The organism is Actinomadura napierensis, assembly GCF_039529375.1.
GTDB classification, from domain to species: Bacteria; Actinomycetota; Actinomycetes; order Streptosporangiales; family Streptosporangiaceae; genus Spirillospora; species Spirillospora napierensis.
Map to the genome: position 1 here is coordinate 36,311 of NZ_BAAAMR010000065.1, position 24,515 is coordinate 60,825.

The window sequence follows — 24,515 nt, forward strand, 5'->3', positions numbered from 1 at the left end:
GGCTTATATAAGCCGCGCCTGTATGTTGGGTCCCGTGCACGCCTTCGATGTGCTGGGCGACCCGGTCCGGCGCCGCATCCTGGAGCTGCTCGCCGACGGCGAGCGGTCCTCGGGCGAGGTGTCGTCGGTCGTCCGGGAGGAGTTCGGCATCTCGCAGCCCGCCGTGTCGCAGCACCTCAAGGTGCTGCGCGAGGCGGGCTTCGCGGTCGTCCGACCGGACGGGACGCGGCGCCTCTACAGCGTCGGGTCCGCGCCGCTCCAGGAGATCGACGCCTGGCTCGACCGCTTCCGCCGCTACTGGACGCCGCATCTGGACGCCCTGGCCACCGAGATCGCCAGGGGACGGCGCGCACGCCGGACCGAGGAGGAACCATGATCGAAGTGACCGGGCAGATCAACGACGTGCGGCGCCGGGTCGGCGAGCGCGAGATGGAGGCGGGCACCGCCCGCGCGGTCGTCATCAGCCAGACCTACGGCGCCCCCGTCGAGGACGTGTGGGACGCCGTCACGAACCCTGAGCGGATCCCGCGCTGGTTCCTGCCCGTCTCGGGCGACCTGCGCGTCGGAGGCCGCTACCAGCTCGAAGGCAACGCCGGCGGCACCGTCGAACGCTGCGACCCGCCGAAGAGCTTCTTCGCCACCTGGGAGTTCGCCGGCCAGACCAGCTGGATCGAGGTGCGGCTGACCCCCGAGGCGGACGGGCGCACCCGCTTCGAACTGGAGCACATCACCCACGTCGACGACCACTGGGAGCAGTTCGGGCCGGGCGCCGTCGGCGTCGGCTGGGACATGGGCCTGCTCGGCCTCTCCCTGCACCTGTCGTCCGGCGAGGACATCCCGGCGGACCTCGGACCCGAGTGGCAGGCGTCCGACGAGGCCCGCGACTTCATGACCGGCTGCGCGGAAGGCTGGTACGCGGCGGACGCCGCGTCCGGCACCCCGCAGGCCGACGCCCGCGCCCGCGCCGACCGCACGATCGCCGCGTACACCGGATCCGTGGAATGATCCCCGTTTTGTGACGCTTCTCCAGGGCCTGGACCGCATCGACTGGTCCGCCCTGAGGCACGCCTACGGCTCGGCCGAGGACGTCCCCGACCTGCTGCGCGCCATCGCGGACTCCGACCGCCGGCATCACGTCAACAGCGGATGGCGGGCCTTCGCCGAGGATCGGGGAACTGCGCGCCCTCGCCGCGCGCCTCCTCGGGGAGGCGGACGCCGCGACGGCTCAGCCGGAGTCCTCCAGGTCGCCTTCGACGTCGAGGTAGAGGCGTTTCAACGCCTCCAGGGTGTCCTGTTCCGGGTGCTCCCACATGCCCCGGTCGGCGGCTTCGAGGAGGCGTTCGGTGATGCCGTGCAGCGCCCACGGGTTCGACTCGTTGAAGAACGCCTGGTTCTCGGCGTCCAGCGCGTACGTCTGCGCGAGCTTCTCGTACATCCAGTCGGCGACGACCCCGGCGGTCGCGTCGTAGCCGAACAGGTAGTCGACCGTCGCCGCCAGCTCGAACGCGCCCTTGTAGCCGTGCCTCCGCATGGCGGCGAGCCAGCGCGGGTTGACGACGCGGGCGCGGAAGACGCGGGACGTCTCCTCGTCGAGGGTGCGGGTGCGGACGGCGTCCGGACGGGTGCTGTCGCCGATGTAGGCCCTGGGTGCCTTCCCGGTCAGCGCCCGCACCGTCGCGATCATGCCGCCGTGGTACTGGAAGTAGTCGTCGGAGTCGGCGATGTCGTGCTCGCGAGTGTCGGTGTTCTTCGCCGCGACGCTGATCCGCCGGTAGGCGTTCTCCATGTCGCCGCGCGCCGGGACGCCGTCGAGCCCCCGCCCGTAGGCGAAGCCGCCCCACACCGCGTACACCTCGGCGAGGTCGGAGTCGTCGCGCCAGTTCCGGCTGTCGATCAGCGGCAGAATGCCGGCCCCGTACGCGCCGGGCCGCGACCCGAACACCCGCAGCGTCGCCCGCCGCTCGTCGCCGCCCTCGGCCAGATCGGCCCGGACGTGCGCGCGGACGTAGTTCATCTCGTCGGGCTCGTCCTGGTTCGCCGCGATCTGGACGGCATCGTCCAGCATCGCGACGGCGTGCGGGAACGCGTCGCGGAAGAACCCGCTGATCCGGATTGTGACGTCGATGCGCGGACGGCCCAGCTCGTCCAGCGGCACCGGTTCCAGGCCGGTGACGCGGCGGGACGCCTCGTCCCACACCGGGCGGACGCCGAGCAGCGCCAGCACCTCGGCGATGTCGTCGCCGGACGTGCGCATCGCGCTGGTGCCCCACACCGACAGCCCGACCGAGCGCGGCCATTCACCGGTGTCCTCGCGGTACCGGTCCAGCAGCGAGTCGGCCATCGCGCGGCCCGTGTCGTAGGCGAGCCGGGACGGGACGGCCTTCGGGTCGACGGAGTAGAAGTTCCGGCCGGTCGGCAGCACGTTGATCAGGCCGCGCAGCGGAGAGCCGCTCGGCCCGGCGGGCACGTAGCCGCCGTCGAGGGCGTGCAGCACCATCCCGATCTCGTCGGTGGTCCTCTCCAGCCGCGGGACGACCTCCGTCGCGGCGAACCGCAGGATCTCGGCGACCTGCCCGTCGGCCACCTCGGACGCGGCGTCCGGGTCCCAGCCGTGCTCCTCCATCGCGGTGACCAGCGCCCGCGCCCGCTCCTCGACCGCGTCGACCTCGGCCCGGGCCGCGCCGTCCTCCTTCAGGCCGAGCGCCTCGCGCAGGCCGGGCAGCGTCACCGAACCGCCCCACATCTGCCGCGCCCGCAGCATCGCCAGCACCAGGTCGACGCGCGTCTCCCCGGCCGGGGCCGCGCCGAGGACGTGCAGGCCGTCGCGGATCTGGACGTCCTTCACCTCGCACAGCCAGCCGTCCACGTGCAGCAGGAAGTCGTCGAACTCGGCGTCGTGCGGGCGGTCGTCCAGGCCGAGGTCGTGGTCGAGGCGGGCGGCCTGGATCAGCGTCCAGATCTGCGCGCGGATCGCGGGCAGCTTCGCCGGGTCGAGCGCCGCGATGTTCGCGTGCTCGTCGAGCAGTTGCTCCAGCCGCGCGATGTCGCCGTAGCTCTCCGCCCGCGCCATCGGCGGGATCAGGTGGTCGACGAGTGTGGCGTGCGCGCGGCGCTTGGCCTGCGTGCCCTCGCCGGGGTCGTTCACCAGGAACGGGTAGACGAGCGGCAGGTCGCCGATCGCCGCGTCAGGACCGCAGGACGCCGACATCCCCGCGGACTTGCCGGGCAGCCACTCCAGGTTCCCGTGCTTGCCGACGTGGACGACGGCGTGCGCGCCGAACTCGTCCGCGATCCACCGGTACGCCGCCAGGTAGTGGTGGCTCGGCGGAAGGTCGGGGTCGTGGTAGATCGCGACGGGGTTCTCACCGAACCCGCGCGGCGGCTGCACCATCACGACGACGTTCCCCGACCGCAGCGCCGCGAGGACGATCTCGCCGTCCGGGTCGCGCGAGTCGTCCACGAACAGCTCACCGGGCGGCGGGCCCCAGTGGCGTTCGATGCCTTCGCGCAGGTCCTGCGGAAGCGTCGCGTACCAGGCCTTGTACCGCGCGGCCGGGATGCGGACGGGGTTGCCGGTGAGCTGCGCCTCGGTCAGCCAGTCGGGGTCCTGGCCGCCCGCCGCGATGAGCGCGTGCATGAGCGCGTCGCCCTCGGCGGGCAGCGCGTCGCCGATGTCGTAGCCGTGGTCGCGCATCTCGGCGAGCAGCTTCACGACGCTGGCCGGGGTGTCGAGCCCGACCGCGTTGCCGATCCGCGCGTGCTTGGTCGGGTACGCCGACAGCATCAGCGCGACCCGCTTGTCCTCCGCCGGGACGTGCCGCAGCCGCCCGTGCCGGACGGCGATCCCGGCGACCCGCGCGGAGCGCTCCGCGTCGGCGACGTAGACGCTGAGGCCGTCCTCGTCGGTCTCCTTGAACGAGAACGGCACCGTGATGATCCGGCCGTCGAACTCGGGGACGGCGACCTGCGTCGCGGTGTCCAGGGGCGACAGGCCGTCGTCGTTGGCCTCCCACGCGGCGCGCTCGCTCGTCAGGCACAGGCCCTGCAGGATCGGGACGTCCAGTTCGGCGAGCGCGCCGACGTCCCACGCCTCGTCATCGCCGCCCGCGCCGGCGAACGCCGGCTTCGTGCCGCCCGCCGCCAGCACGGTGACGACCAGCGCGTCCGCCCGTCCGAGGGTCTCCAGCAGCTCGTTCTCGGCGGTGCGCAGCGACGCGCAGAACACCGGGAGCGCCTGCCCGCCCTTCGCCTCGATCGCCTCGCACAGCGCCTCGACGAACGCGGTGTTCCCGGCGAGGTGATGCGCGCGGTAGTACAGGACGCCGACGACCGGGCCGTCACCCGCCTTGGTCTCGCGCTCCAGCACGCCCCAGGTCGGCGTGGGCGCCGGGGGAGCGAACCCGAACCCGGTGAGCAGCACCGTGTCGGACAGGAAGTTGAACAGCTCGGCGAGGTTGCCGGGCCCGCCGTGCGCCAGGTACGCGTGCGCCTCCGCGCTCACCCCGGCCGGGACGGTCGACAGCTCCATCAGCTCGGCGTCCGGGGCCTGCTCGCCGCTGAGCACCACCACCGGACGCGGGCCGGCGAGCAGCGCGTCCAGCCCGTCCTCCCACGCGCGCCGTCCGCCCAGCAGCCGCACGACCACCAGGTCGGCGCCGTCCACCAGCGCGGGCAGGTCGTCCACGGACGTGCGGGCCGGATTGGCGAGCCGGAAACCGGCGCCGCTCGCACGCGCACTGAGCAGGTCGGTGTCCGAAGTGGACAGCAGCAGGATCACGCGGATCGGGTCCTCACCCGGGGTCCTCGCCCCGAATCGCAGGTCGCAGCGCCGTACGACGGCTCGCACGGCGGCGGCACGGAGTCTCCTGGCTCCCGGATCGGCGCTCGCCCCGGCCTTCCCGCTCGCGCGGTGGCCTTCGGTGGGGTCTGCTCCCCGGTGACAGTGGCGGGACCGCGCCGGATTCGCACCGGCTTCCTCCCTTGCCGCCGCCCACACCCTAACCCGATCGGTGCGAACCCCGCGCGCCGGGCGCCCCCGGCCGCGATGATCGTCAGATGCCCGACGAACCGAACCCCCGGCCGGACGAGGACGCCCCCGCCCCCGCACGGCGCCCGCGCCGGCCGAGCGTCCCGGTCGCGCTGTCGGTGGCCGCGGCCGTCGCGGCGACCGTCGCGGTCGTCTCCGGAGCCAGGCTGTTCGCGGACGATCCCGGCGACGTCCCGGACGGCCACCCCTCGGCGGGCGGGAAGCCACGGCACGAATACCGGCAGCCCCGGTTCTCCCTGCAGGTGGGGAGGAGCGCGAAGCAGCCGTGGTTCACGGTGCTGGGGCTGCGGAACCACGGGCAGCCGAAGCCGGCCGACACGGTCCGGGCGCCGTCGGGCGCGGGACCCGCCCAGGCGATCGTCGAGGCGCCGCACAACACGTTCTTCGTCGCGGCCGTGCAGGCGAAAAGGTGTGAGACGCGCCTGTACCGGTTCCGCCTCGCCGGCGACGGGCACGTGATCGGGATCCGCCCGGTCTCCGGCGGTGCGCTGCCCGGCATCGCCGGCGGACCGGCGGTCAGCCCGGACGGGAACCGCATCGCCTTCGCGTCCGCGCCGTGCGCCGGAAACGACGGCGAGGCGTCCGGCGGAGGCGCGGTCCCGCGGCTTCGGCCGGCGCCGCCGGCCCTGTCGGTCCTCGACACCACCACCGGACGGCGGCGCACGTGGACCGCCACGGGGACGGCCGCCCTCGGCGAGATCGTGTGGGCCGCCGACGGCCGCACCCTCGGCTACACCCTTGCGGACATCGCGGGCGGGAACCTCGGACCGGTCACCGTCCACGCGCTCGACACCGCCGCGAGCGGAACCGACCTGCGCGCCGGACGCGTCCTGTTCCGCCAGACCGCCGAAGTCGGAAAGGTCGGCACGGCCATCATGAGTGCGGACGGCAGGTCCGGCCATGGCACCGGCGAGCGAGCGCAGCCTCCGGCCACCGTCCTGTTCTCCTTCGAGGAAGGCCGGATCGAGATCGGCAGCACCATCCCGCACCGGGACGGCAGGGGCGTCGGCGTCATGGTCAGCACCGGCGAAGGGCCGCGGTACGCCTGCCTGAACGGCGTCGACGCCTTCGACCGGACCATGTCCGGAGGCTTCGAGGCGCCGGCCCCGTTCCCCGTGTCGTGCTCGATCGCGTGGGGCTACTGAGATGCGGGACGAACCCAAGTCGTGGCGGATCCGGCGCTGGTCGGCGCCGGTCGCTCTCGCGGTCCTGGTCATCGCGGCCATCGCCGGTGTCGGCTTGGCGGTGGGCGGGGAAGTCCCGGAGGCAGCAGGACATTTCCGCGACCGGACGCCGCGTTTCCTGCTCACCGCAGGACGCCAGGGGCAATGGCTCGAGGTGCGAACGATGCCCCGGACCGGCGCGCGCGAGCAGGTGGTCGACGCGGTGGAGCCTCCGGCGTCCGCCGGTGCGGTGCAGGAGATCCTCGCCGGGCCGGACGGGACGTTCGTGGTCGCCGCCTCGCGAAGGGACCCGTGCGAGACGCGCCTCTTCCAGTTCCGGCTGACCGGTGACGGCCACGTGACGGGGCTCGCGCCGCTGCGCGGCGGTACCACCCCCGCGCTGGTCGCGGGCCTTGCGATGAACCGCCGAGGCGACCGGCTCGCCTACACGACCGCGCCCTGCACGCCGAACCCGCCGAACCCGCCGCACGTGTTGGCGCCCGCGAGCCCGTCGAGTGCCGTGCTGACCGTGCTCGACACCGAGACGGGGGACCGCCGCACCTGGAGCGCGTCCGGGCCCTCGGTCATCGGCGAGATCGTCTGGGCCCATGACGGGCGGACGCTCGGTTATGCCACCGGCGACGTCGTCCCAGGGTCCGCGCGGGAGGCCGTCCTTCGGAGCGTGACCGTCCGCGCCGTCGACACCCGCGCCGGCGGCTCCGGCCTGCGCGAGGGACGGGTCCTGTTCCGTGCGCCGGACGGCCAGGGGACGGTCACCTCCGCCACCATGAGCCCGGACGGCCGCTCCGGCTACGGCATCATGCGCCGGCCGCGCGCCACCGTGCTGTTCTCCTTCACCGGAGGGGAGCCGATGCACGTCACCCGCACGATCCCGCAGGAGCCGGGGGTGGTGCTCGCGATCGGCTTTGTCTCGAGCGGGGAACCGCGTTATGCCTGTTTGAACGGCCTCGACGCGTTCGGCAGGGCCATCGACGGGGCGTTCCAGACGACCTTCGCCGGGTTCGGGCACTGCGATTCGGCGATGGCCTACTGAGCCGCCGTCCCGCCCGAGATCGTGTCGTTCCGGCCTTCGGGGCGGGCCTTAGGATCCTGGCGTGCCGTCTTCGCGTTCCGGTCCCGACCGCTGCCCCGGTGCTCTGCGGGTGCACGCCGCCGCCGACGGGGGGCTGGCGCGCGTCCGGCTGCCCGGCGGCGCGCTGGCGCGGGCGCAACTCGACGCCCTCGCCGATGCCTCAAGCGAGCTGGGCGATGGGTTCCTTGAGCTGACGTCGCGCGCGAACATGCAGATCAGAGGGCTCGCGGACGGCGCGGAGGAAGAGCTCAGCGCGCGGCTGCGCGATGCCGGGCTGCTGCCGTCCGCTGCGCATGAGCGGGTCCGCAACATCCTCGGCAGCGTGCTGACCGGATGCGACGGAAACGGGCTGCTGGATGTCCGGCCCGTCGTGGCGGCGCTGGACGCCGGTCTCTGCGCGGACCCGGACCTCGTCGACCTCCCCGGCCGGTTCCTGTTCGCGGTGGACGACGGGCGCGGCGACGTGATCGCGCTGCGCGCCGACGTCGGCCTGTACGCGGTGGCGCCGGACGCGTTCGCCCTGGTCCTCGCCGGAAAGGACAGCGGCCTGCGCGCTCATCCCGAGGACGCCGCCGCCCTCGCGCTGGACGCCGCCCGGACGTTCCTGCGGGTCCGGACGAGCGAATGGCGGGTCGCCGAACTCGGCCACGACCTTCCGCTGGCCGGCGAACGAGCAGAACCCGTGGCCGTCCCGGCGGTGCCGCGCAGGCCGCCGCTCGGCGAGATCCCGCAGCGTGACGGGCGGACGGCGTTCTCCGGGCTGGTCCCGCTCGGCCGCCTCGACCCGGCGGGCCTGCGCGCCGCCGGGGAGATCATTGTCACTCCGTGGAGGGGGGTCGTCGTTCCCGGCATCACGGACGTGCCAGACTTCCCTGGCCTGGTCACCGGACCCGACTGGGCGGGGCTGACCTCCTGCGCGGGCCGTCCGGGCTGCGCCAAGTCGCTGACCGACGTGCGCGACGACGCGGCGCGTGCCCGCCGGGCCGGCGGCGGGCTGCCGGTGCACTGGTCGGGCTGCGAGCGGCAGTGCGGCAGTCCCGCCGACCGGCACGTCGCGGTGGTGGCCGCCCCCGGCGGATACGAGGTGCGGCTCGGCGGCGAGGTCCGCGCCGGGTTCGGCGACCTGACGGCGACGGCGGCGGCCGCCGCCACGACACGGAGGAGCGAGTGATCGACTACGTCCGCGACGGCGCGGAGATCTACCGGCGGTCGTTCGCGACCATCAGGGCGGAGGCGGACCTCGCGGGGCTGCCGGACGACGTCGCCCGGGTCGCCGTCCGCATGATCCACGCGTGCGGGATGACCGACCTGGTGCGGGACCTGGACCACGCGCCCGGCGTCGTCGCGGGCGCCCGCCGGGCCCTGCTGGACGGGCGCCCGATCCTGTGCGACGCGCAGATGGTCGCGGCGGGCGTCACCCGCCGGAGGCTCCCGGCGGGCAACGACGTCGTCTGCACGCTCGGAGACCCCCGGGTGCCCGCGCTCGCCGCGGAGCTCGGCACCACCCGCAGCGCCGCCGCGCTGGAGCTGTGGCGGGACCGGCTGGAAGGCTCCGTCGTCGCGATCGGCAACGCGCCGACCGCGCTGTTCCGGCTGCTGGAGATGGTCGCGGACGGCGCGCCCCGGCCCGCCGCCGTGCTGGGGATCCCGGTCGGGTTCATCGGCGCGGCCGAGTCCAAGGACGCGCTCGCCGCGTCCGGCCTGCCGCATCTGGTGGTGCGCGGGCGGCGCGGCGGCAGCGCCATGACCGCCGCCGCGATCAACGCCATCGCCAGCGAGGAAGAGTGATGACCGGACACCTGTACGGGGTCGGGCTCGGCCCCGGCGACCCCGAGCTGATCACGGTGAAGGCGGCCCGGCTCGTCGGGGCCGCGGACGTGGTCGTGCACCACGCCGCGCGCCACGGCCGCAGCATCGCCCGCCGCATCGCCGCCCCCCACCTGCGCGAAGGGCAGATCGAGGAGGCGCTGATCTACCCGGTCACCACCGAGGCGACCAGCGACTACCGGGCCGTGCTGGAGGAGTTCTACGAGCGGTGCGCGGCGCGGCTCGCCGAGCACCTGGACGCCGGCCGGAACGTGGTGGTGCTGTGCGAGGGCGACCCGTTCTTCTACGGCTCGTACATGCACCTCCATAAGCGGCTCTCCGGCCGGTATCCGACGACGGTGGTGCCGGGCGTGACGTCGGTGAGCGCCGCGTCCGCCGAGCTCGGCCGCCCGCTGGTGGAGCGCGACGAGGTGCTGACCGTCCTGCCGGGCACGCTCCCGCCCGATGATCTGGCCCGGCGCCTCAAGGCCACCGACTCGGCCGCCGTACTGAAGCTCGGCCGGACGTTCGGCGGCGTCCGCGCGGCACTGGCGGAGGCTGGCCGGCTGGACGACGCCTGGTACGTCGAGCGCGCCACCACCGACGGGCAGCGGACGGCCCCGCTGGCCGACGTCGACCCGGACACCGTCCCGTACTTCTCCGTCGCGATCCTGCCGAGCCGCGTGCACGAGCAGACCCGCCGCGAGCTGCCGGAACCCGCCGCGACGGGGGAGGGACGGGGCGAGGTCGCGATCGTCGGGCTCGGCCCGGCGGGTCGCGAATGGCTCACCCCGGAGGCGCAGGACGCCCTCGCCACCGCCGACGACCTGGTCGGATACGTGCCCTACCTGGCGCGGGTGCCCGCGAACCCCCGGCAGGAGCGGCATCCGTCCGACAACCGGGTCGAGTCGGAGCGGGCCGAGTTCGCGCTGGCGCTGGCCGAGCGGGGACGCCGCGTGGCCGTGGTGTCGTCCGGCGATCCCGGCGTGTTCGCGATGGCCGCCGCCGTGCTGGAGGTCGCCGCCGAGGACCGCTGGAAGGACGTCCCGGTGCGGGTCCTGCCGGGCCTGACCGCCGCGAACGCCGTCGCGTCCCGGATCGGTGCGCCGCTCGGCCACGACTACTGCGTGCTGTCACTGTCGGACCGGCTGAAGCCGTGGGACGTCATCGCGTCCCGCCTCGCCGCCGCCGCTGCCGCCGACCTGGTCATCGCGATCTACAACCCGGCGTCGAAGTCCCGGAAGGAGCAGGTCGCCAGAGCCCGCGACGTCCTGCTGGAGCACCGGTCGCCGGACACGCCGGTCGTCATCGGACGCGACGTCGGCGGCCCGGAGGAGAGCGTCCGGGTCGTCCGGCTCGCCGACCTCGACGCGGACGGCGTCGACATGCGGACGCTGCTGCTGGTCGGGTCGTCGCAGACGACGGTCGCCGAACGCGGCGACGGCCGCACGACCGTGTTCACGCCCCGCCGCTACCCCTCATGAGCGAGCCAGGCCACCGCTTCCTCGACCGTCGCGGCGATCGGGACGCCGTCCGGCGCCGGCGGCCGGTCGACCATGACGACCGGGACGCCCAGCGTGCGGGCGGCGGTGAGCTTGGCGGACGTCATCGCGCTGCCGCTGTCCTTGGTGACCAGCGCGTCGATCGCGTGCTCGCGCATCAGCGCCAGTTCCTCCTCGACGGTGAACGGGCCGCGCGCCAGGACGGTCCCCATGCGCGGCGGCAGCGGGGGCTCCGGCGGGTCGACGGACCGGACCAGGAACCAGCGCCGCGCGTCGCCCGCGAACGCCGCGAGGTTCTTGCGGCCGGTCGTCAGGAAGACCCGCTCGCCGGGCAGGCTCGCGGCGGCGGCCTCCAGGGACGGGACGCGCCGCCAGTCGTCGCCCGGCCCCTCCGTCCAGCCGGGACGGCGCAGCACCAGCAGCGGGACCTCGGTCCGCCCCGCCGCGACCACGGCGGATTCGGTCATCAGCGCGGCGAACGGATGCGTGGCGTCGACGACCGCGCCGATCCGCTCCTCGCGCAGCCAGGCCGCGAGCCCGTCCGGGCCGCCGAACCCGCCGATGCGGGTGCGGCCGGGCGGCAGGCCGGGGTCGGCCGTCCGGCCGGCGAGGGAGCTGGTCACGTCGTAGCGGGGATCGGCGGCGAGGGCTCCGGCCAGCCGCCGCGCCTCACCGGTCCCGCCGAGCAGGAGAACACGCCTGGTCTCTTCCACGGGCATGGCCTCTTCCACGGGCAGGGTCACGAAGGCATGGTACGGCCGTGAGCGATCTCCGCTACGGCTGGACGACCGGGGCGTGCGCGACCGCCGCGACGAAGGCCGCGCACGCCGCGCTGCTGACCGGCGAGTTCCCCGACCCGGTCGAGATCACGCTGCCGAAGGGGCAGACGCCTGCGTTCGCGCTGGCCGTCGAGGAGCTCGGCGAAGGGTTCGCGACCGCCGGGATCGTCAAGGACGCGGGCGACGACCCCGACGTCACGCACGACGCGCTCGTCCGCTCGACCGTCCGGCGGGGCGAACCCGGCAGCGGCGTGGTGTTCCGCGCGGGCCCGGGCGTTGGCACCGTCACCCGCCCCGGCCTGCCCCTCGACGTCGGCGAACCGGCGATCAACCCGGTGCCGCGCCGGATGATGCGCGAGGTCCTCGGCGACGCGGACGTCATCGTGGAGATCTCCGTCGACGACGGCGAGGAGCTGGCCCGCAGGACGTGGAATCCGCGCCTCGGCATCCTCGGCGGGCTGTCGATCCTCGGCACGACCGGCGTCGTCGTCCCGTACTCGTGCTCGGCGTGGATCGACAGCATCCGGCGCGGCGTGGACGTCGCGCGCGCGATGGGCCGCACGCACGTCGCGGGCGCGACCGGCAGCACGTCCGAGAAGGTCGTGGCCGAGCTGCACGGACTGCCGGAGGACGCGCTGCTCGACATGGGCGACTTCGCCGGCGCCGTGCTGAAGTACCTGCGCCGGCATCCGGTGCCGAGGCTGACGATCGCGGGCGGCATCGGCAAGCTCGCCAAGCTCGCCGCCGGCCACCTCGACCTGCACTCCAAGCGTTCGCAGGTCGACTTCGGCGTCCTCGCCGCCATGGTCGGCGACCCGGAGACCGCCGAGCGCGTCCGCAACGCCAACACCGCACTGGACGCGCTGCAGATCTGCCAGCGGGCCGGCGTCCCGCTGGGCGACCTAGTGGCGGCCCGCGCCCGGGAGACCGCCCTGGCCACCTTGCGCGGCGCGCCCGTCGCGGTCGACGTCGTCGTCATCGACCGCGCCGGCGCGATCGTCGGCCGCTCCGGCCCCTGACCCTTTCGTTGACTTGCGGCGAGTCGTCGTTATGCGGCGCGTCAAAACGACGACTCGCCGCAAGTGAACGTGTTCAGCGGCAGCGGGCGGCGGAGTACAGGTGGCTGTCGGTGAAGTTCTCGGCGGTCAGGACGCGGCCGACGATGATCACCGCCGTCCGCTTGATGCCCGCTTCGCGGACCTTCGCGGTGATGTCGGCGAGCGTGCCCCGGACGATCACCTCGTCGGCGCGGGACGCGTAGGCGACGACGGCGGCCGGGCAGTCACCGCCATAGTTCGGGACCAGCTCGTCCACCACGGAGTCGATCCGCTGGACGGCCAGGTGCAGCACCATCGTCGCGCGGCTGAGGCCCAGCGTGCGCAGGTCCTCGCCCGGCGGCATCGGGGTCGCGCGCGCCGACGTGCGGGTCAGCACCACGGTCTGCCCGACCTCCGGGACGGTCAGCTCCCGGCCCAGCGAGGCCGCCGCCGCCGCGAACGCGGGTACGCCCGGCGTCACGTCGTACGGGACGCCCGCCGCGTCCAGCCGCCGCATCTGCTCGGCCATCGCGCTGAACACCGACGGGTCGCCCGAGTGCAGCCGCGCCACGTCCTGCCCGCGCCCGTGCGCCGCGACGAGTTCGGCGACGATGTCGTCCAGGACCATCTGCGCGGTGTCCATGAGACGCGCGCCGGGCGGGCACCACTCCAGCACCTCCGGCGGGACGAGGCTTCCGGCGTACAGGCACACCGGCGACGCGGCGACCAGGTCGCGCCCGCGCACCGTCATCAGGTCGGCGGCGCCCGGCCCGGCGCCGATGAAGTGCACGGTCACCGGTCGTCCCCCCGCGTCACGGCCCACTGCGTCACCGGCATCATCGGCCGCCATCCCGTGAACCCGCCGACCGCGCCGGCGCGTCCGATCTCGATCCTGGCCAGGTCGCCGCCGAGCCGCTCGCGCGCCTGCGTGACCACCCGCTCCGACTCGATCGTGACGGCGTTGACGACCAGCCGCCCGCCCGGCCGCAGCGCCTCCCAGCACGCGTCCACCATCCCCGGCGCGGTGACCCCGCCGCCGATGAAGACCGCGTCCGGGGCGGGCAGCCCCGCCAGCGCGGCGGGCGCCTCGCCGACGACCACGCGCAGGCCCGGGACGCCCAGCGCCGCCGCGTTCGCCTCGATCCGCGCCGCGCGCCGCTCCCGCTCCTCGATCGCGATCGCCCGGCAGGACCGGTGCGCGCGCATCCACTCGATCCCGATGCTGCCCGCGCCGCCCCCCACGTCCCAGAGCAGCTCGCCCGGGACGGGCCCCAGCCGGGCGAGGGTGATCGCGCGGACCTCCCGCTTGGTGATCTGCCCGTCGTGGTCGTAGGAGTCGTCCGGCAGCCCCGGCACGACGGACGTCCCCGGCCCGGCGCAGCGGATCGCGACGACGTTCAGCGCGCCCGGATCGTCCGGGACCGGGCCGACGCGCTCGTCCTCCGCGCCCAGCCGCTCCAGGACGGTCACCTCGCTGGCGCCGTAGCCGCGCTCGTCCAGCAGCGCTCTGACCTCGGCGGGCGTGTCCGCGCCCGCGCTAAGCACCAGCACCCGCCGGCCCGGCGCCAGCACCGCGTTCAGCACCGACAGCGGCCGGCCCACCGCGCTCACGACCTCGGTGTCCTCGACCGGCCAGCCGAGCCGCGCGCAGGCCAGCGACAGCGACGACGCGTGCGGCAAAACCCGCACCCGGCCGGCGCCCAGCAGCCGGACGAGCGTCGTGCCGACCCCGTGGAACAGCGGGTCGCCGCTCGCCGCGACCGCGATCCGGCGCCCGCGGTGCGCCTCGAACAGCGCGGCCAGCCCCGGCAGCATCGGCGACGGCCACAGCGCCCGCTCGGCGTCCAGGGCCGGCAGCAGGCCCAGGTGCCGCGGCCCGCCCATGATCACTTCCGCCTTGCGGAACGCGTCCCGCGCGGCCTCGGTCAGCCCGTCCCAGCCGTCCGCGCCGATGCCGACGACCCAGACGTCCGGGGCCTCCGGGCCTTCCGGGGCGTCCACGGCGTGTATATCGGGCCTTGTCGTGCCGTTGGACGTGCTCTCGTCGTCAGACATTGCCCAGCACCCGCCCGACCGCGATCTCGATGACGACCCGCTGCGGATTCGCGCGCGGGGGCTTGTAGCGCTCGGCGTAGCGCCGCTCCGCGTCCGCGACGGACGCCGCGTCGTCCTTCAGGACGGCCCGGCCCTCGACCGTCACCCAGTGCCGGCCGTCCACCTGGCTCACCGCGACCGGGAGCCCCGCCTCGCCCGCCGCGCGCACGTGCCGCGCCTTCGCCGACCCGCCCGAGGTGATCACGCGCACCAGCCCGGCGCCGGCGTCCAGCGTCGCGCCCACCGGGACCGCGTGCGGCGTGCCGTCCGGACGGACCGTGACCAGCGTGCACACCCGCCGCTCCCGCCAGAACGCCCGCACCCGCTCGTCGTCCAGGCTCAGCCGGTGTCGTGTCGCCTGCATCTCGTCCTCTCCTCACGGTGGTCAGCAGGATCCCACGGCCCTGGGGGAGAACGTACGGACGGGGAGGTGACATGGTCCCGCCGTCCGCCGCGCTGGCGGATTTGTCGCGCTATATGATTAGTTAGCGCAAGAAACTATTTCTTGGGGAGGGGAGAGCGTGCCGACCAAGCACTATCCGTGGGTCGCGCTGAGCAACACGACGCTGGGCATGCTGCTGGCCACGGTCAACTCCTCGATCGTGATCATCTCGCTGCCGGCGATCTTCCGCGGCATCCATCTGAACCCCCTCGAACCGGGCAACGTCAGCTACCTGCTGTGGGTCCTGATGGGCTACATGCTCGTCTCGGCCGTCCTGGTGGTGACGCTCGGCCGGCTCGGCGACATGTTCGGGCGCGTCCGCATGTACAACGCGGGCTTCGCGGTCTTCACGGTCGGGACGGTCGCGCTCGGGCTCGACCCGCTGCACGGCGGCGCGGGCGCGATCTGGCTGATCGCCTGGCGGGTGTTCCAGGGCATCGGCGGCGCCATGCTGATGGCCAACTCCGCCGCGATCCTCACCGACGCGTTCCCGGCCGACCGGCGCGGCATGGCCATGGGCGTCAACCAGGTCGCCGGCATCGCGGGCAGCTTCCTCGGCCTGGTCGCCGGCGGGCTGCTGAGCGAGGTCAACTGGCGGCTGGTGTTCTTCGCCTCCGCCCCGATCGGCCTGATCGGCACCCTCTGGGCCTACCGCAGCCTCATCGAGACCGCCAAGCGGTCGCTCAGCACCAAGATCGACTGGGTCGGCAACGCCACCTTCGCCGTCGGGCTGACCGCGCTGCTCGCCGGGATCACCTACGGCATCCAGCCGTACGGCGGGCACGACATGGGCTGGACGAACCCCTGGGTGCTGGCCGGCGTCATCGGCGGCGCCGCGGTCCTGGCGGTGTTCTGCCTCATCGAGACCAAGGTGGACGAGCCCATGTTCCACCTCGGGCTCTTCAAGATCCGCGCGTTCGCGGCCGGGAACGCGGCGGGCCTGCTCGCCGCGATCTCCCGCGGCGGCATGCAGTTCATGCTGATCATCTGGCTGCAGGGCATCTGGCTGCCGCTGCACGGCTACGACTTCGAGGACACCCCGCTGTGGGCCGGCATCTACCTGCTGCCGCTGACCCTCGGGTTCCTGGTCGCCGGGCCGATCTCGGGCCACCTGTCCGACCGGCACGGGGCCCGCGCGTTCGCCTCCGGGGGGCTGGCGCTGTCCGCGCTGGCCTTCCTCGGGCTGCTGCTGATCCCGACGGACTTCAACTACTGGGCCTTCGCGGCGCTGATCTTCCTCAACGGGGTCGGCTCGGGGCTGTTCGCCGCGCCCAACACCACCGCGATCATGAACGCGGTGCCGGCCGGGCAGCGCGGCGCCGCGTCCGGCATGCGCGCCACCTTCATGAACGCCGGCATGGTGCTGTCCATCGGCGTGTTCTTCTCGCTGATGATCGCCGGGCTGTCGAACTCGCTGCCGAAGACGCTGACCGGCGGGCTGACCTCGCACGGCGTCCCGGCGGGCGTCGCGGCCCAGGTCGGCCAGACCCCGCCGGTCGGGACGCTGTTCGCCGCGTTCCTCGGCTACAACCCGATCCAGAACCTGCTGGAGCCGTTCGGCGTGCTGGGCAGGCTGGACCCGCACGACGTCGCCACGCTCACCGGCCGCTCGTACTTCCCGCACCTGATCGCCGACCCGTTCCACCACGGCCTGGTGATCGTGTTCAGCCTGGCGATCGCCATGTCGCTGATCGCGGCGCTCGCCTCGCTTCTGCGCGGCCGCCGTTACGTGCACGACGACGCGGCGACGGACGCGCCCGAGCCGGTGAAGGCCGGGAAGGACGCCTCCTAGCCGCCGCCCGGCGCGGGTCCCGCACGGCCCGCACGCCAGACCCCGCTCCGGAACCCCCCGGCGGCGCCCGCGCGCGGGGGGGCGGCCCTGTCCGGCCGGATTCACCGCCGCCGCCCCATTGACGTGTACCACAAACGTTTTCATACTTCCGGGCATGAGCACCGCCCCTGACGGCTCCCGGGCGACGATCCGGGCCGTGGCGAGGCTCGCCGGGGTGTCCGCCTCGACGGTCTCGCGCGCCCTGAACGCCCCCGAGCTGGTCAACGCCGAGACCCGGCGGCGCGTGCTCGAATGCGCCGACCGGCTGGGCTACCAGCCCAACCGGGCGGCGCAGTCCCTGGTCCTCGGCCGCACCCGCAACGTCGGGCTGATCGTCCCCGACATCGCCAACCCCTTCTACGCGCCGTTCATCAAGGGCGTGGAGGCGCACTTCCGCGACACCGAGTACGCGGTGTTCCTCGCCGACACCGACGAGGACACCGCGACCGAGGTCCGGCTCGCCGAGGCCATGTCCGAACGGGTGGACGGGCTGATCCTGTGCGCCCCCCGCATGTCCGGGACGCGGCTGCGCACCGTCGCGTCCAAGACCACGATCGTGCTGGCCAACCGGGTCAGCCGTGCCGCGCCGTCGGTCCTGCTGGACTTCCGGCCCGGCATGGAGCAGGCCGTCGCGCACGTGCACGCGCTCGGCCACCGCCGCTGCGCCTACCTCGCCGGACCGGCCAACTCCTGGTCCAACCGGCAGCGGCGCAGGTACCTGGCGGCCGGCTGCGCCGCACGCGGCATCGAACTGGTCGAGCTCGGCCCGTACGAACCGCGCTTCACCGGCGGCTTCCGCGCCGCCGACGAGGTGCTCGCGCAGGACGTGACCGCCGTGTTCGCCTACAACGACCTCGTCGCGCTCGGGGTGCTGTCCCGGCTCACCGCGCGCGGCGTCCCCGTCCCCGCCCGGCCCGGGACACCGGGCGGGCTCAGCCTCGTCGGCTTCGACGACGTCCCGATGGCGTCGATGACCCATCCGCCCCTCACCACCGTGGCGATGCCCGTGACCGCCCTGGCCAGGGCCGCGGCCGCCGCCATGCACGCGATGCTCGCCGAGGGGGCGCCGGGCGCGCCCCCGCCCCCGCCGGCCGCCGAGCTGGCGACCCGTCTCCTCATCCGAGGCACCACCGGGCCGATCTGAGCGCCGGCCCGCCCTGGAGGACCCACCCCATGCGAATCCCCCGAACCGCCGTCCTCGCCCTCTCCGCCGCCACCGCCGCCCTGGTCGCCGCCTGCGGCGCCCCCGACTCCGGTGGCAAGTCGATCTCCGAGCCCTCGCCCGCCGACGTCAAGCTCCCGTCCAAGCCGGTCACGCTCAACATCGTGGACGTCGCCGGCAACCTCCAGCTCACCCAGCCGATCTTCGAGAACTACCAGAAGACCCATCCGAAGCTCGTCAACAAGATCACCTATATCAAGGTCACCGCGCCCGAGCTGGCCGGCAAGGTCAAGGCGCAGCAGGACGCCGGGCGCCTCGACATCGACCTCGTCCTCACCGGCACCGACGGCCTGTCCGCCGGGCTGGAGCAGAACCTCTGGGTCGACCTGCTCGGCAAGTACGCCGGCAAGCTCCCCGACGTGAAGTCGATCTACCAGGACCCCGCCGCGAAGATGCAGGACCTCGCGCAGGGCAAGGGCGTCGTCGTCACCTACTACCCGTCCGGCCCGCTGCTGGAGTACAACCCCAAGACCGTCCCGAACCCGCCGAAGACCGCGCAGGACCTGCTCGCCTGGGCGAAGGCGCACCCGAAGCGCCTCGAATACGCGCGTCCCGCCAACTCCGGGCCCGGCCGCACCTGGCTGATGGGCCTGCCCTACATCCTCAAGGACTCCAACCCGATGGACCCGGTGAACGGCTGGTCCAAGACCTGGGCCTACCTCAAGGAACTCGGCAAGTACGTCGACTACTACCCGACCGGCACCTCGCAGACCATGAAGGAACTCGGCGAGGGCTCCCGCGACATCATCCTCACCACCACCGGCTGGGACATCAACCCCCGCGCCCTCGGCCAGGTCCCGAAGAACGTCGGGGTCCAGTCGCTCGACGGCTTCACCTGGGTCACCGACGCGCACTACATGGTCGTGCCGAAGGGCGTGTCCGGCGGCAAGCTCGCCGTCCTCGCCGACCTCATGAAGTTCGCGCTCACCCCGCAGCAGCAGGCCGTCACCTACGACAAGGGCTACTTCTACCCCGGCCCCGCCGTGAAGGGCGTGACGCTGTCGATGGCGCCGGCCGAGAGCCAGAAGGTCATCCAGGAGTACGGCCGCCCCGAGTACGACAGGCTCATCGCCGACAACCCCAAGGCCCCACCCCTCGACGCCAAGGCCATGGTCGCCGCCTTCGACCGCTGGGACCGCGAGATCGGCGGCCAAAAGGTCAAGAAGTCATGACGGCGCGAACGGTGAAATCGGAACGAGGACACTCCGCAGGCTCCGCGTCCTCGGGAGGTGGGTCATGACGGCGGAGGTGGTGGCGGCGCGGGGCGCGCGGGGGACGTTCGGGGCGCTGCGGCTGGAGGGCGTGACGCGGCGGTTCGGGAAGGCGGTGGCGCTGAGCGGGCTCGACCTGCGGATCGAGGGCGGGGAGTTCCTCGCGCTGCTCGGGCCGTCCGGGTGCGGCAAGTCGACCGCGCTGAACTGCCTGGCCGGGCTGCTGCCGCTGTCGGAGGGCGGCATCTGGCTGGACGACGAGCGCATCGACGGGCTGCCGCCCGAGCGGCGCGGGTTCGGGATGGTGTTCCAGAACTACGCGCTGTTCCCGCACCTGTCGGTCCGCAAGAACGTGGCGTTCGGGCTGTCGGTCCGGCGCGTCGGGAAGGCGGAGACGGCGCGGCGCGTGGACGAGGCGCTGCGCATGGTGGAGCTGACCGAGCACGAGCACAAGCTGCCCGGCCAGCTGTCGGGCGGTCAGCAGCAGCGGGTGGCGATCGCCCGCGCGATCGTGCTGCGGCCCCGGCTCGTGCTGATGGACGAGCCGCTGTCGAACCTGGACGCGAAGCTGCGCGTCCAGATGCGCACCGAGATCCGCCGCATCCACCAGGACCTCGGCCTGACCACCGTGTACGTGACGCACGACCAGGAGGAGGCGCTCGCGCTCGCCGACCGGGTCGTGGTGCTGCGGGCGGGGCGCGTCGAGCAGATCGGCACGCCCGAGGAGGTCTACACCTACCCCGCGAGCACCTACATCGCCGGGTTCATGGGGTACCGGAACCTGCTGGAACTGCCCGTGCTGTCGGCCGGGGACGGGCGGGTGACGCTCGGCGAGCGGGACGGCTTGGAGCTGACCGGCGTCGCCCAGGAGGCCGTCGAGGGGACGCGGGCGGTCGCGGCCGTCCGGCCCGAGGACTTCCGGGTCGCGGCGGCGGAGCCCGAGCCCCCGAACGCCGTGGCCGTGCGGGTCGAGGTGTCGGAGTTCCACGGCCGCGAGGTCGCCGCCGAGGGCGTGACCGACGGCGGGCGGGTCATCCATTTCCGGTCGCCGGAGCGGATCGCGCCGGGGGAGCGGGTCGTCCTGACCGTCCCGCCGGAGCGCGTGCTCGTGTTCGCGGACGAGGGGGAAGGGTGATGGCCGTCGACGCCCCCGCGCGTCCCGCACCGGCGAAGGCGCGGGGCGGCCTGCGGCACCGGCTCGCCGAACGCGGCGTCGACCGGGTGCTGCTCCTGCTGCTCCCCGCGCTGCTCATCGTCGTGCTGCTGTTCCTGTACCCGATGATGTACGGGGTCGGGCTGTCGCTGCAGCCGATGCACGGCGGCGGCGCGCTCGCGAACTACCGCGAGTTCTTCCAGGACTCCTACCAGCGGAGCACGGTGTGGAAGACGCTGCGGCTCGCGCTGCCGGCCGCGCTGATCAACGTCGGCGCGTCCGTGCCGATCGCGTACCGGCTGCGCGGCCGGTTCCGGGGCCGCCGGCTGCTGACGGCGGTGCTGGTCCTGCCGGTCACGCTCGGAACGGTCCTGGTGGCGGACGGCATCCTCCGATATCTCGGCCCGAAGGGCTGGTTCAACCGGGTCCTGCTCGACATCGGGCTGGTCGACCACCCGGTCCGGCTGATCTACAACTACTGGGGCGTGCTGTTCTCGCTGCTCATCACCGGGTTCCCGTTCGCGTTCCTGCTCGTCCTGGCGTACATGTCGGGCATCGACCCGACGCTGGAACGGGCCGCCGCGACGCTCGGCGCCGGGCCGTGGCAGCGGATGCGCCGCGTCGTCCTGCCGCTGCTGGCGCCCGGCCTCGCCACCACGTTCGTCCTCGCGTTCGTGCTGGCGTTCTCGGTTTTCCCGTCCGCGAACCTCGTCGGCCAGCCGGCCGGGGAGACGCGGGTGATGGCGATCGCCGCCTACCAGGCGGCGTTCGAGAAGTACGACTACTCGATGGCCTCGACCATCGCCGTGCTGATGGGCCTGTTCGAATTGCTGGTCATCTCGGTGACGCTGCTGCTGCGCGGCCGCCTCTACACCGGGCCCGCGACGGGAGGGAAGGGATCGTGAGCATCGTGTCCGCCGCGCGCCCGCGCGGCCGCCTCGGCAGCTGGATCGTGTGGATCTGCGTCGCGTTCTTCCTGGTCAACCTGGCCGCGCTGATCTTCTCCGTGGTCGTCGACTCGTTCGGGACCCGCTGGTTCGGGGGATGGCTGCCCGAGGGCTTCACCAAGGCGTGGTACTCCGACGCGTGGGAGGAGTTCGGCCTCGGCGACGTCCTGCGCGTCACGCTGGAGGTGACGCTCGCGGTGGTCGCGATCGCGTTGCTGCTCGGCGTCCCCGCCGCGTACGCGCTCGCGCGCCGCGACTTCCCCGGCAAGCGGATCGTGATGTTCCTGCTGTTCCTGCCGGTGCTGCTGCCGCCGATCACCTACGGCATCCCGCTCGCGACCGTCCTGTACAAGGTGCACCTGGCGGGGACGCTGACCGGCGTCATCGCGGCGAACCTCGTCCCCGCGCTGCCGTTCGTCGTGCTGGTGATGACGCCGTTCGTCGAGCAGATCGACGCCAACGTGGAGTCGGCGGCGCGGATGTGCGGGGCCCGCACCGGGCAGGTGTTCGCGCGTGTGCTGGTGCCGCTGCTGCTGCCCGGCATCCTGGCCGCCGGGATCCTGGTGCTGGTGCGGACCGTCGCGATGTTCGAGCTGACGTTCCTCGTCGCGGACGCCGACAGCCAGACCCTCATCGTCGCGCTCTACAGCGCCGCGTTCACCCCGGGCATCCGGGCCGCGCAGGCCATCGACGCGATGGCCGTGATGTACATGGCGGTGTCGGCGGTGCTGCTGGTCATCGCCCTGATATTCGTCAACCCGACGCAGATCGTCGCGCAGGTGAGGGAGGCCCAGGCCGAATGAGCGCCGTACGGTTCGACTACCGGGGCGAGCGGGTCGTGGTGACGGGGGCGGCCGGGCTGATCGGCCGCGCCCTGGTCGCCCGGTTCGCCGGCGCCGGCGCGCGGGTGCTGGCCGTCGACGTGGACGCCGACGGGCTGAAGGTCCACGACGGCGCGCCCGGCGTGGACGTGCTGGCCGGCGACCTGGCCCGCGAGGACGTCGCCGACGCGGTGTTCGAGCGGCTGCGCGCCGCCGGCGGCGGCCTGGACGTCCTGGTCAACAACGCCGCGATGACCGAGCTGCGCACCCCCTTCGCCGACATCGAGGCGGGGGTGTGGGACGCGGTCGTCGCGGCGAACCTGCGCTCGGTGTACCTGCTGTCGGTCCGCGCCGTCCGGTACTGGCGGGACGCCGGGCGCGGCGGCGCGATCGTCAGCATGTCGTCGCCCGGCGGGTCCCGCGCCCACGAGGACCAGAGCGTCTACGACGTCACCAAGGCGGGCATCGAGGCGCTCAGCCGGGCGATCGCGGTGGAGCTCGGCGGCCTCGGCATCCGGGCGAACTGCATCGCCCCGGCCAGCGTCGTCGGGGCGGTGCGGCCCGCCACCGACATCCCGTCCGGCCGCACGACCTCCCCCGAGGAGGTCGCGGACGCGGCGCTGTTCCTGGCGTCCCCGGCGGCGGCGCAGCTGAACGGGCACGTCCTGCACCTGGACGGCGGCCTGCACGCCCGGCTGCGCACCGACCCGTCCCAGGAGCAGTTGCGCGACTGACCGCGTGGTGCCGCCGCAGCGCTCCTGCGGCGGCACCAACGGCGCCGGAAGAGGGCTAGGGCTTCGTTCCCGCCGGTGCGGGGCAGGAGCCCGTCGTTGTGGGGCTCGGCGAGGGCGCCGGGTCGCGTCCGGGAACGCCCGGGCCGGTGCGGCGCAGGTTGTGCCTCTTCATGACGGCCTGCAGGTCGGGGTTGCCGGACCGGCCGTCCGCGTCCGCCAGTGCCGGGCACGCCCAGGCGTCCTGCCGGCCCCACGAGTAGCTGATGTCGAACGCGGGCCGCGGGACGAGCCGGTCCCACCGGTTCAGGATCGCCGTCATCTCGCCGGCGTCCGGCAGCCGCCAGTTCTTCTCCCCGTCGCTGCACGACTGCCCGAACGTCTGGAACACCGGGACGATCGCCTTCGTGGCGAACCCGGCGCGCCTCGCCTGCCCGACCATCCGGTCGATCGCCTTCAAGTCGCATCCGCCGCCGCCCGTCCTGCACGGGTAGGGGTCGAGCCCGATCAGGTCCAGATGGGTCTCCGACGTCTTCAGCGGCGCCATCGGCCAGTCCGTCAGCGACGCGAACGCCTTCTGCCCGGGCGCGTACCGGTGCACGATGTCGGCCCGTTGCCGCAGCTCGCCGGCGATGCCGGGGCACTGGTCGGGGTTCGGCTCGTCCGACAGGTACCAGCCGTAGACGCGGTCGTCGCCGGCGAACCGCTTCACCGTGTCGGCGAACGCGGACGTGCTGTTCTGCTGGAACTCGCCGCAGGTGGTGTTGCCGACCCACAGCAGCGCGCGTCCCCCCTTCGGCAGGGAGGCGATCTCGTCCTTGTCGGGGTCCACGTCGAACAGGTTGTAGCCGAGCGCGGCGGCCTTGGCGCGGTCGCCGTCCGGCATGTTCAGCGCGGCGTGCAGCGTTCCGGTGGCGAGGGAGGCGGAGGCGGGACGGGCGGCGGCGTCCCCGGGGGAGGGGGCCGCCAGGTACCCGGTGACGGCCCCGCCGAGCGCGGCCGCGGCGGCCACGGCGAGCAGTTGCGTCTTCATGGGTCTCTCCCGGCATCGCTGATGCGGCATGAGAAGCGCGTCCAGCGTCGCACGGGAACGGCGGGGATGGCCGGGAAAGCGGATGCGGGCCGCAATGGACCGGGAAAAGGACGGGACCGGCCGCCATTTCGGACGACCGGTCCCGGAAAGGACGATGGGTCAGACGCGCCAGGAGCGGACGAGCTCGTCCAGCGCGCCCTGGTCGTAGGAGATGCCCTGCGCGGCCAGCTCCTGGGCGACCAGCTCGCCGTCGCCGTGGTGCTTGGCGAGCAGCCGGTAGACCGCGTAGGGGAACCAGTGGTTGTCGCTGATCCGGCGGATGTCGGCCTCGTCGCAGACGTAGCCCTCGGCGCGCACCTCGTCGAGCGTCGCGGCGATGTCGCCGTGCCGGCGCTCGAGGACATCGATGACGATGGTGCGCAGGTTCTCCGGGTCGGGGGCCGCCGGCGCCGGGTCCTCGTGCGGGGTGCCGAGCGTGCTGCGGCCGTTGAGGCCGCCGCGCGCGGCGGCGCTGACGACGGCCAGCTCCGGGTCGGGCTCGGGCTCCGGGGCCGGCGCGGGCTCCCGGGACGCGGCCGCCGCCCGCTTCAGGGCCGCCGGTGA

At 73.7% G+C, this 24,515-nt stretch carries 21 protein-coding genes, 1 pseudogene and 1 riboswitch; of the genes and pseudogenes, 15 read left to right on the plus strand and 7 right to left on the minus strand.

What is annotated here, in order from left to right; all coding sequences use genetic code 11:
• Window positions 1-34: 34 nt before the first annotated feature.
• Together ABD296_RS30870 and ABD296_RS30875 are read left to right on the plus strand one after the other, a co-directional pair.
• The gene (locus ABD296_RS30870) at window positions 35-376 is read left to right on the plus strand and encodes an ArsR/SmtB family transcription factor (protein WP_344275050.1); all 342 of its coding nucleotides are present in this window, start codon (window positions 35-37) and stop codon (window positions 374-376) included.
• Window positions 373-1,005 carry an SRPBCC family protein gene (locus ABD296_RS30875; RefSeq protein ID WP_344275053.1) on the plus strand — a complete coding sequence of 211 codons (633 nt, stop codon included), beginning with the start codon at window positions 373-375 and terminating at the stop codon, window positions 1,003-1,005. Before ABD296_RS30870 ends, ABD296_RS30875 begins: the two co-directional genes overlap by 4 nt.
• 220 nt (window positions 1,006-1,225) lie before the next feature.
• On the opposite strand, the gene cobN is transcribed toward ABD296_RS30875, so the two are convergent.
• Window positions 1,226-4,777 (minus strand): cobaltochelatase subunit CobN, encoded by a 3,552-nt coding sequence (gene cobN / locus ABD296_RS30880; RefSeq protein ID WP_407061528.1) that lies wholly within the window; start codon window positions 4,775-4,777, stop codon window positions 1,226-1,228.
• 82 nt (window positions 4,778-4,859) lie between these two features.
• Window positions 4,860-4,977, minus strand: a riboswitch (cobalamin riboswitch).
• 78 nt (window positions 4,978-5,055) lie between these two features.
• Between cobN and ABD296_RS30885 the strand changes: the two genes are divergently transcribed.
• The 5 genes from ABD296_RS30885 to cobJ all read left to right on the plus strand — a co-directional run bounded on the left by ABD296_RS30885 (window position 5,056) and on the right by cobJ (window position 10,593).
• Window positions 5,056-6,192: a TolB-like translocation protein gene (locus ABD296_RS30885; protein ID WP_344275055.1), complete on the plus strand. Its 1,137-nt coding sequence runs from the start codon at window positions 5,056-5,058 to the stop codon at window positions 6,190-6,192.
• A gap of 1 nt (window position 6,193) precedes the next feature.
• Window positions 6,194-7,264, plus strand: a complete 1,071-nt coding sequence (locus tag ABD296_RS30890) for a hypothetical protein (RefSeq protein ID WP_344275058.1) — start codon at window positions 6,194-6,196, stop codon at window positions 7,262-7,264.
• A gap of 61 nt (window positions 7,265-7,325) precedes the next feature.
• Window positions 7,326-8,474: a precorrin-3B synthase gene (locus ABD296_RS30895; protein WP_344275060.1), complete on the plus strand. Its 1,149-nt coding sequence runs from the start codon at window positions 7,326-7,328 to the stop codon at window positions 8,472-8,474.
• Window positions 8,471-9,091, plus strand: coding sequence for a precorrin-8X methylmutase (locus ABD296_RS30900; RefSeq protein WP_344275063.1), 621 nt, complete (start codon window positions 8,471-8,473; stop codon window positions 9,089-9,091). Before ABD296_RS30895 ends, ABD296_RS30900 begins: the two co-directional genes overlap by 4 nt.
• Window positions 9,091-10,593: a precorrin-3B C(17)-methyltransferase gene (gene cobJ, locus ABD296_RS30905; RefSeq protein WP_344275068.1), complete on the plus strand. Its 1,503-nt coding sequence runs from the start codon at window positions 9,091-9,093 to the stop codon at window positions 10,591-10,593. The genes ABD296_RS30900 and cobJ overlap by 1 nt, the downstream gene beginning before the upstream one ends.
• Here cobJ and ABD296_RS30910 read toward each other — a convergent pair.
• Window positions 10,581-11,330, minus strand: coding sequence for a cobalt-precorrin-6A reductase (locus tag ABD296_RS30910; RefSeq protein ID WP_344275108.1), 750 nt, complete (start codon window positions 11,328-11,330; stop codon window positions 10,581-10,583). The two genes, cobJ and ABD296_RS30910, sit on opposite strands and share 13 nt — an antisense overlap.
• A 41-nt stretch (window positions 11,331-11,371) precedes the next feature.
• Between ABD296_RS30910 and ABD296_RS30915 the strand changes: the two genes are divergently transcribed.
• Window positions 11,372-12,409 carry a cobalt-precorrin-5B (C(1))-methyltransferase gene (locus tag ABD296_RS30915; protein WP_344275071.1) on the plus strand — a complete coding sequence of 346 codons (1,038 nt, stop codon included), beginning with the start codon at window positions 11,372-11,374 and terminating at the stop codon, window positions 12,407-12,409.
• Window positions 12,410-12,482: 73 nt separating this feature from the next.
• Here the strand turns inward: ABD296_RS30915 and cobM are convergent, their stop codons facing one another.
• From cobM to ABD296_RS30930, 3 genes are read right to left on the minus strand one after another with little or no spacing between them, the layout of a single operon-like run.
• A complete protein-coding gene (gene cobM / locus ABD296_RS30920; RefSeq protein ID WP_344275074.1) occupies window positions 12,483-13,223 on the minus strand; it encodes a precorrin-4 C(11)-methyltransferase in 741 nt (246 codons plus the stop codon).
• Entirely contained in the window at window positions 13,220-14,482 is a 1,263-nt protein-coding gene (gene cbiE, locus ABD296_RS30925; RefSeq protein ID WP_344275077.1) for a precorrin-6y C5,15-methyltransferase (decarboxylating) subunit CbiE, read from the minus strand. Before cbiE ends, cobM begins: the two co-directional genes overlap by 4 nt.
• Complete coding sequence (locus tag ABD296_RS30930; RefSeq protein ID WP_344275080.1) at window positions 14,475-14,885, minus strand: pyridoxamine 5'-phosphate oxidase family protein; 411 nt, start codon at window positions 14,883-14,885, stop codon at window positions 14,475-14,477. Before ABD296_RS30930 ends, cbiE begins: the two co-directional genes overlap by 8 nt.
• Window positions 14,886-15,042: 157 nt before the next feature.
• Between ABD296_RS30930 and ABD296_RS30935 the strand changes: the two genes are divergently transcribed.
• The 7 genes from ABD296_RS30935 to ABD296_RS30965 all read left to right on the plus strand — a co-directional run bounded on the left by ABD296_RS30935 (window position 15,043) and on the right by ABD296_RS30965 (window position 22,882).
• Window positions 15,043-16,755: an MFS transporter gene (locus ABD296_RS30935; RefSeq protein ID WP_344275084.1), complete on the plus strand. Its 1,713-nt coding sequence runs from the start codon at window positions 15,043-15,045 to the stop codon at window positions 16,753-16,755.
• Window positions 16,756-16,909: 154 nt separating this feature from the next.
• Window positions 16,910-17,938 carry a LacI family DNA-binding transcriptional regulator gene (locus tag ABD296_RS30940; protein ID WP_344275087.1) on the plus strand — a complete coding sequence of 343 codons (1,029 nt, stop codon included), beginning with the start codon at window positions 16,910-16,912 and terminating at the stop codon, window positions 17,936-17,938.
• 29 nt (window positions 17,939-17,967) lie between these two features.
• Window positions 17,968-19,188 (plus strand): extracellular solute-binding protein, encoded by a 1,221-nt coding sequence (locus ABD296_RS30945; protein WP_344275090.1) that lies wholly within the window; start codon window positions 17,968-17,970, stop codon window positions 19,186-19,188.
• A 64-nt stretch (window positions 19,189-19,252) separates the two neighbouring features.
• Window positions 19,253-20,362, plus strand: a complete 1,110-nt coding sequence (locus ABD296_RS30950; protein ID WP_344275092.1) for an ABC transporter ATP-binding protein — start codon at window positions 19,253-19,255, stop codon at window positions 20,360-20,362.
• On the plus strand, window positions 20,362-21,285 hold the full coding sequence (locus tag ABD296_RS30955) for an ABC transporter permease (RefSeq protein WP_344275095.1): 924 nt from the start codon (window positions 20,362-20,364) through the stop codon (window positions 21,283-21,285). Before ABD296_RS30950 ends, ABD296_RS30955 begins: the two co-directional genes overlap by 1 nt.
• On the plus strand, window positions 21,282-22,130 hold the full coding sequence (locus ABD296_RS30960) for an ABC transporter permease (RefSeq protein WP_344275098.1): 849 nt from the start codon (window positions 21,282-21,284) through the stop codon (window positions 22,128-22,130). Before ABD296_RS30955 ends, ABD296_RS30960 begins: the two co-directional genes overlap by 4 nt.
• Window positions 22,127-22,882 carry an SDR family NAD(P)-dependent oxidoreductase gene (locus tag ABD296_RS30965; RefSeq protein WP_344275100.1) on the plus strand — a complete coding sequence of 252 codons (756 nt, stop codon included), beginning with the start codon at window positions 22,127-22,129 and terminating at the stop codon, window positions 22,880-22,882. Before ABD296_RS30960 ends, ABD296_RS30965 begins: the two co-directional genes overlap by 4 nt.
• 55 nt (window positions 22,883-22,937) lie before the next feature.
• Here ABD296_RS30965 and ABD296_RS30970 read toward each other — a convergent pair whose 3' ends face one another.
• Both ABD296_RS30970 and ABD296_RS30975 read right to left on the minus strand, forming a co-directional pair.
• Complete coding sequence (locus tag ABD296_RS30970; RefSeq protein ID WP_344275103.1) at window positions 22,938-23,912, minus strand: hypothetical protein; 975 nt, start codon at window positions 23,910-23,912, stop codon at window positions 22,938-22,940.
• 159 nt (window positions 23,913-24,071) lie between these two features.
• Window positions 24,072-24,515: pseudogene (locus tag ABD296_RS30975) on the minus strand (hypothetical protein); the annotation flags it as partial.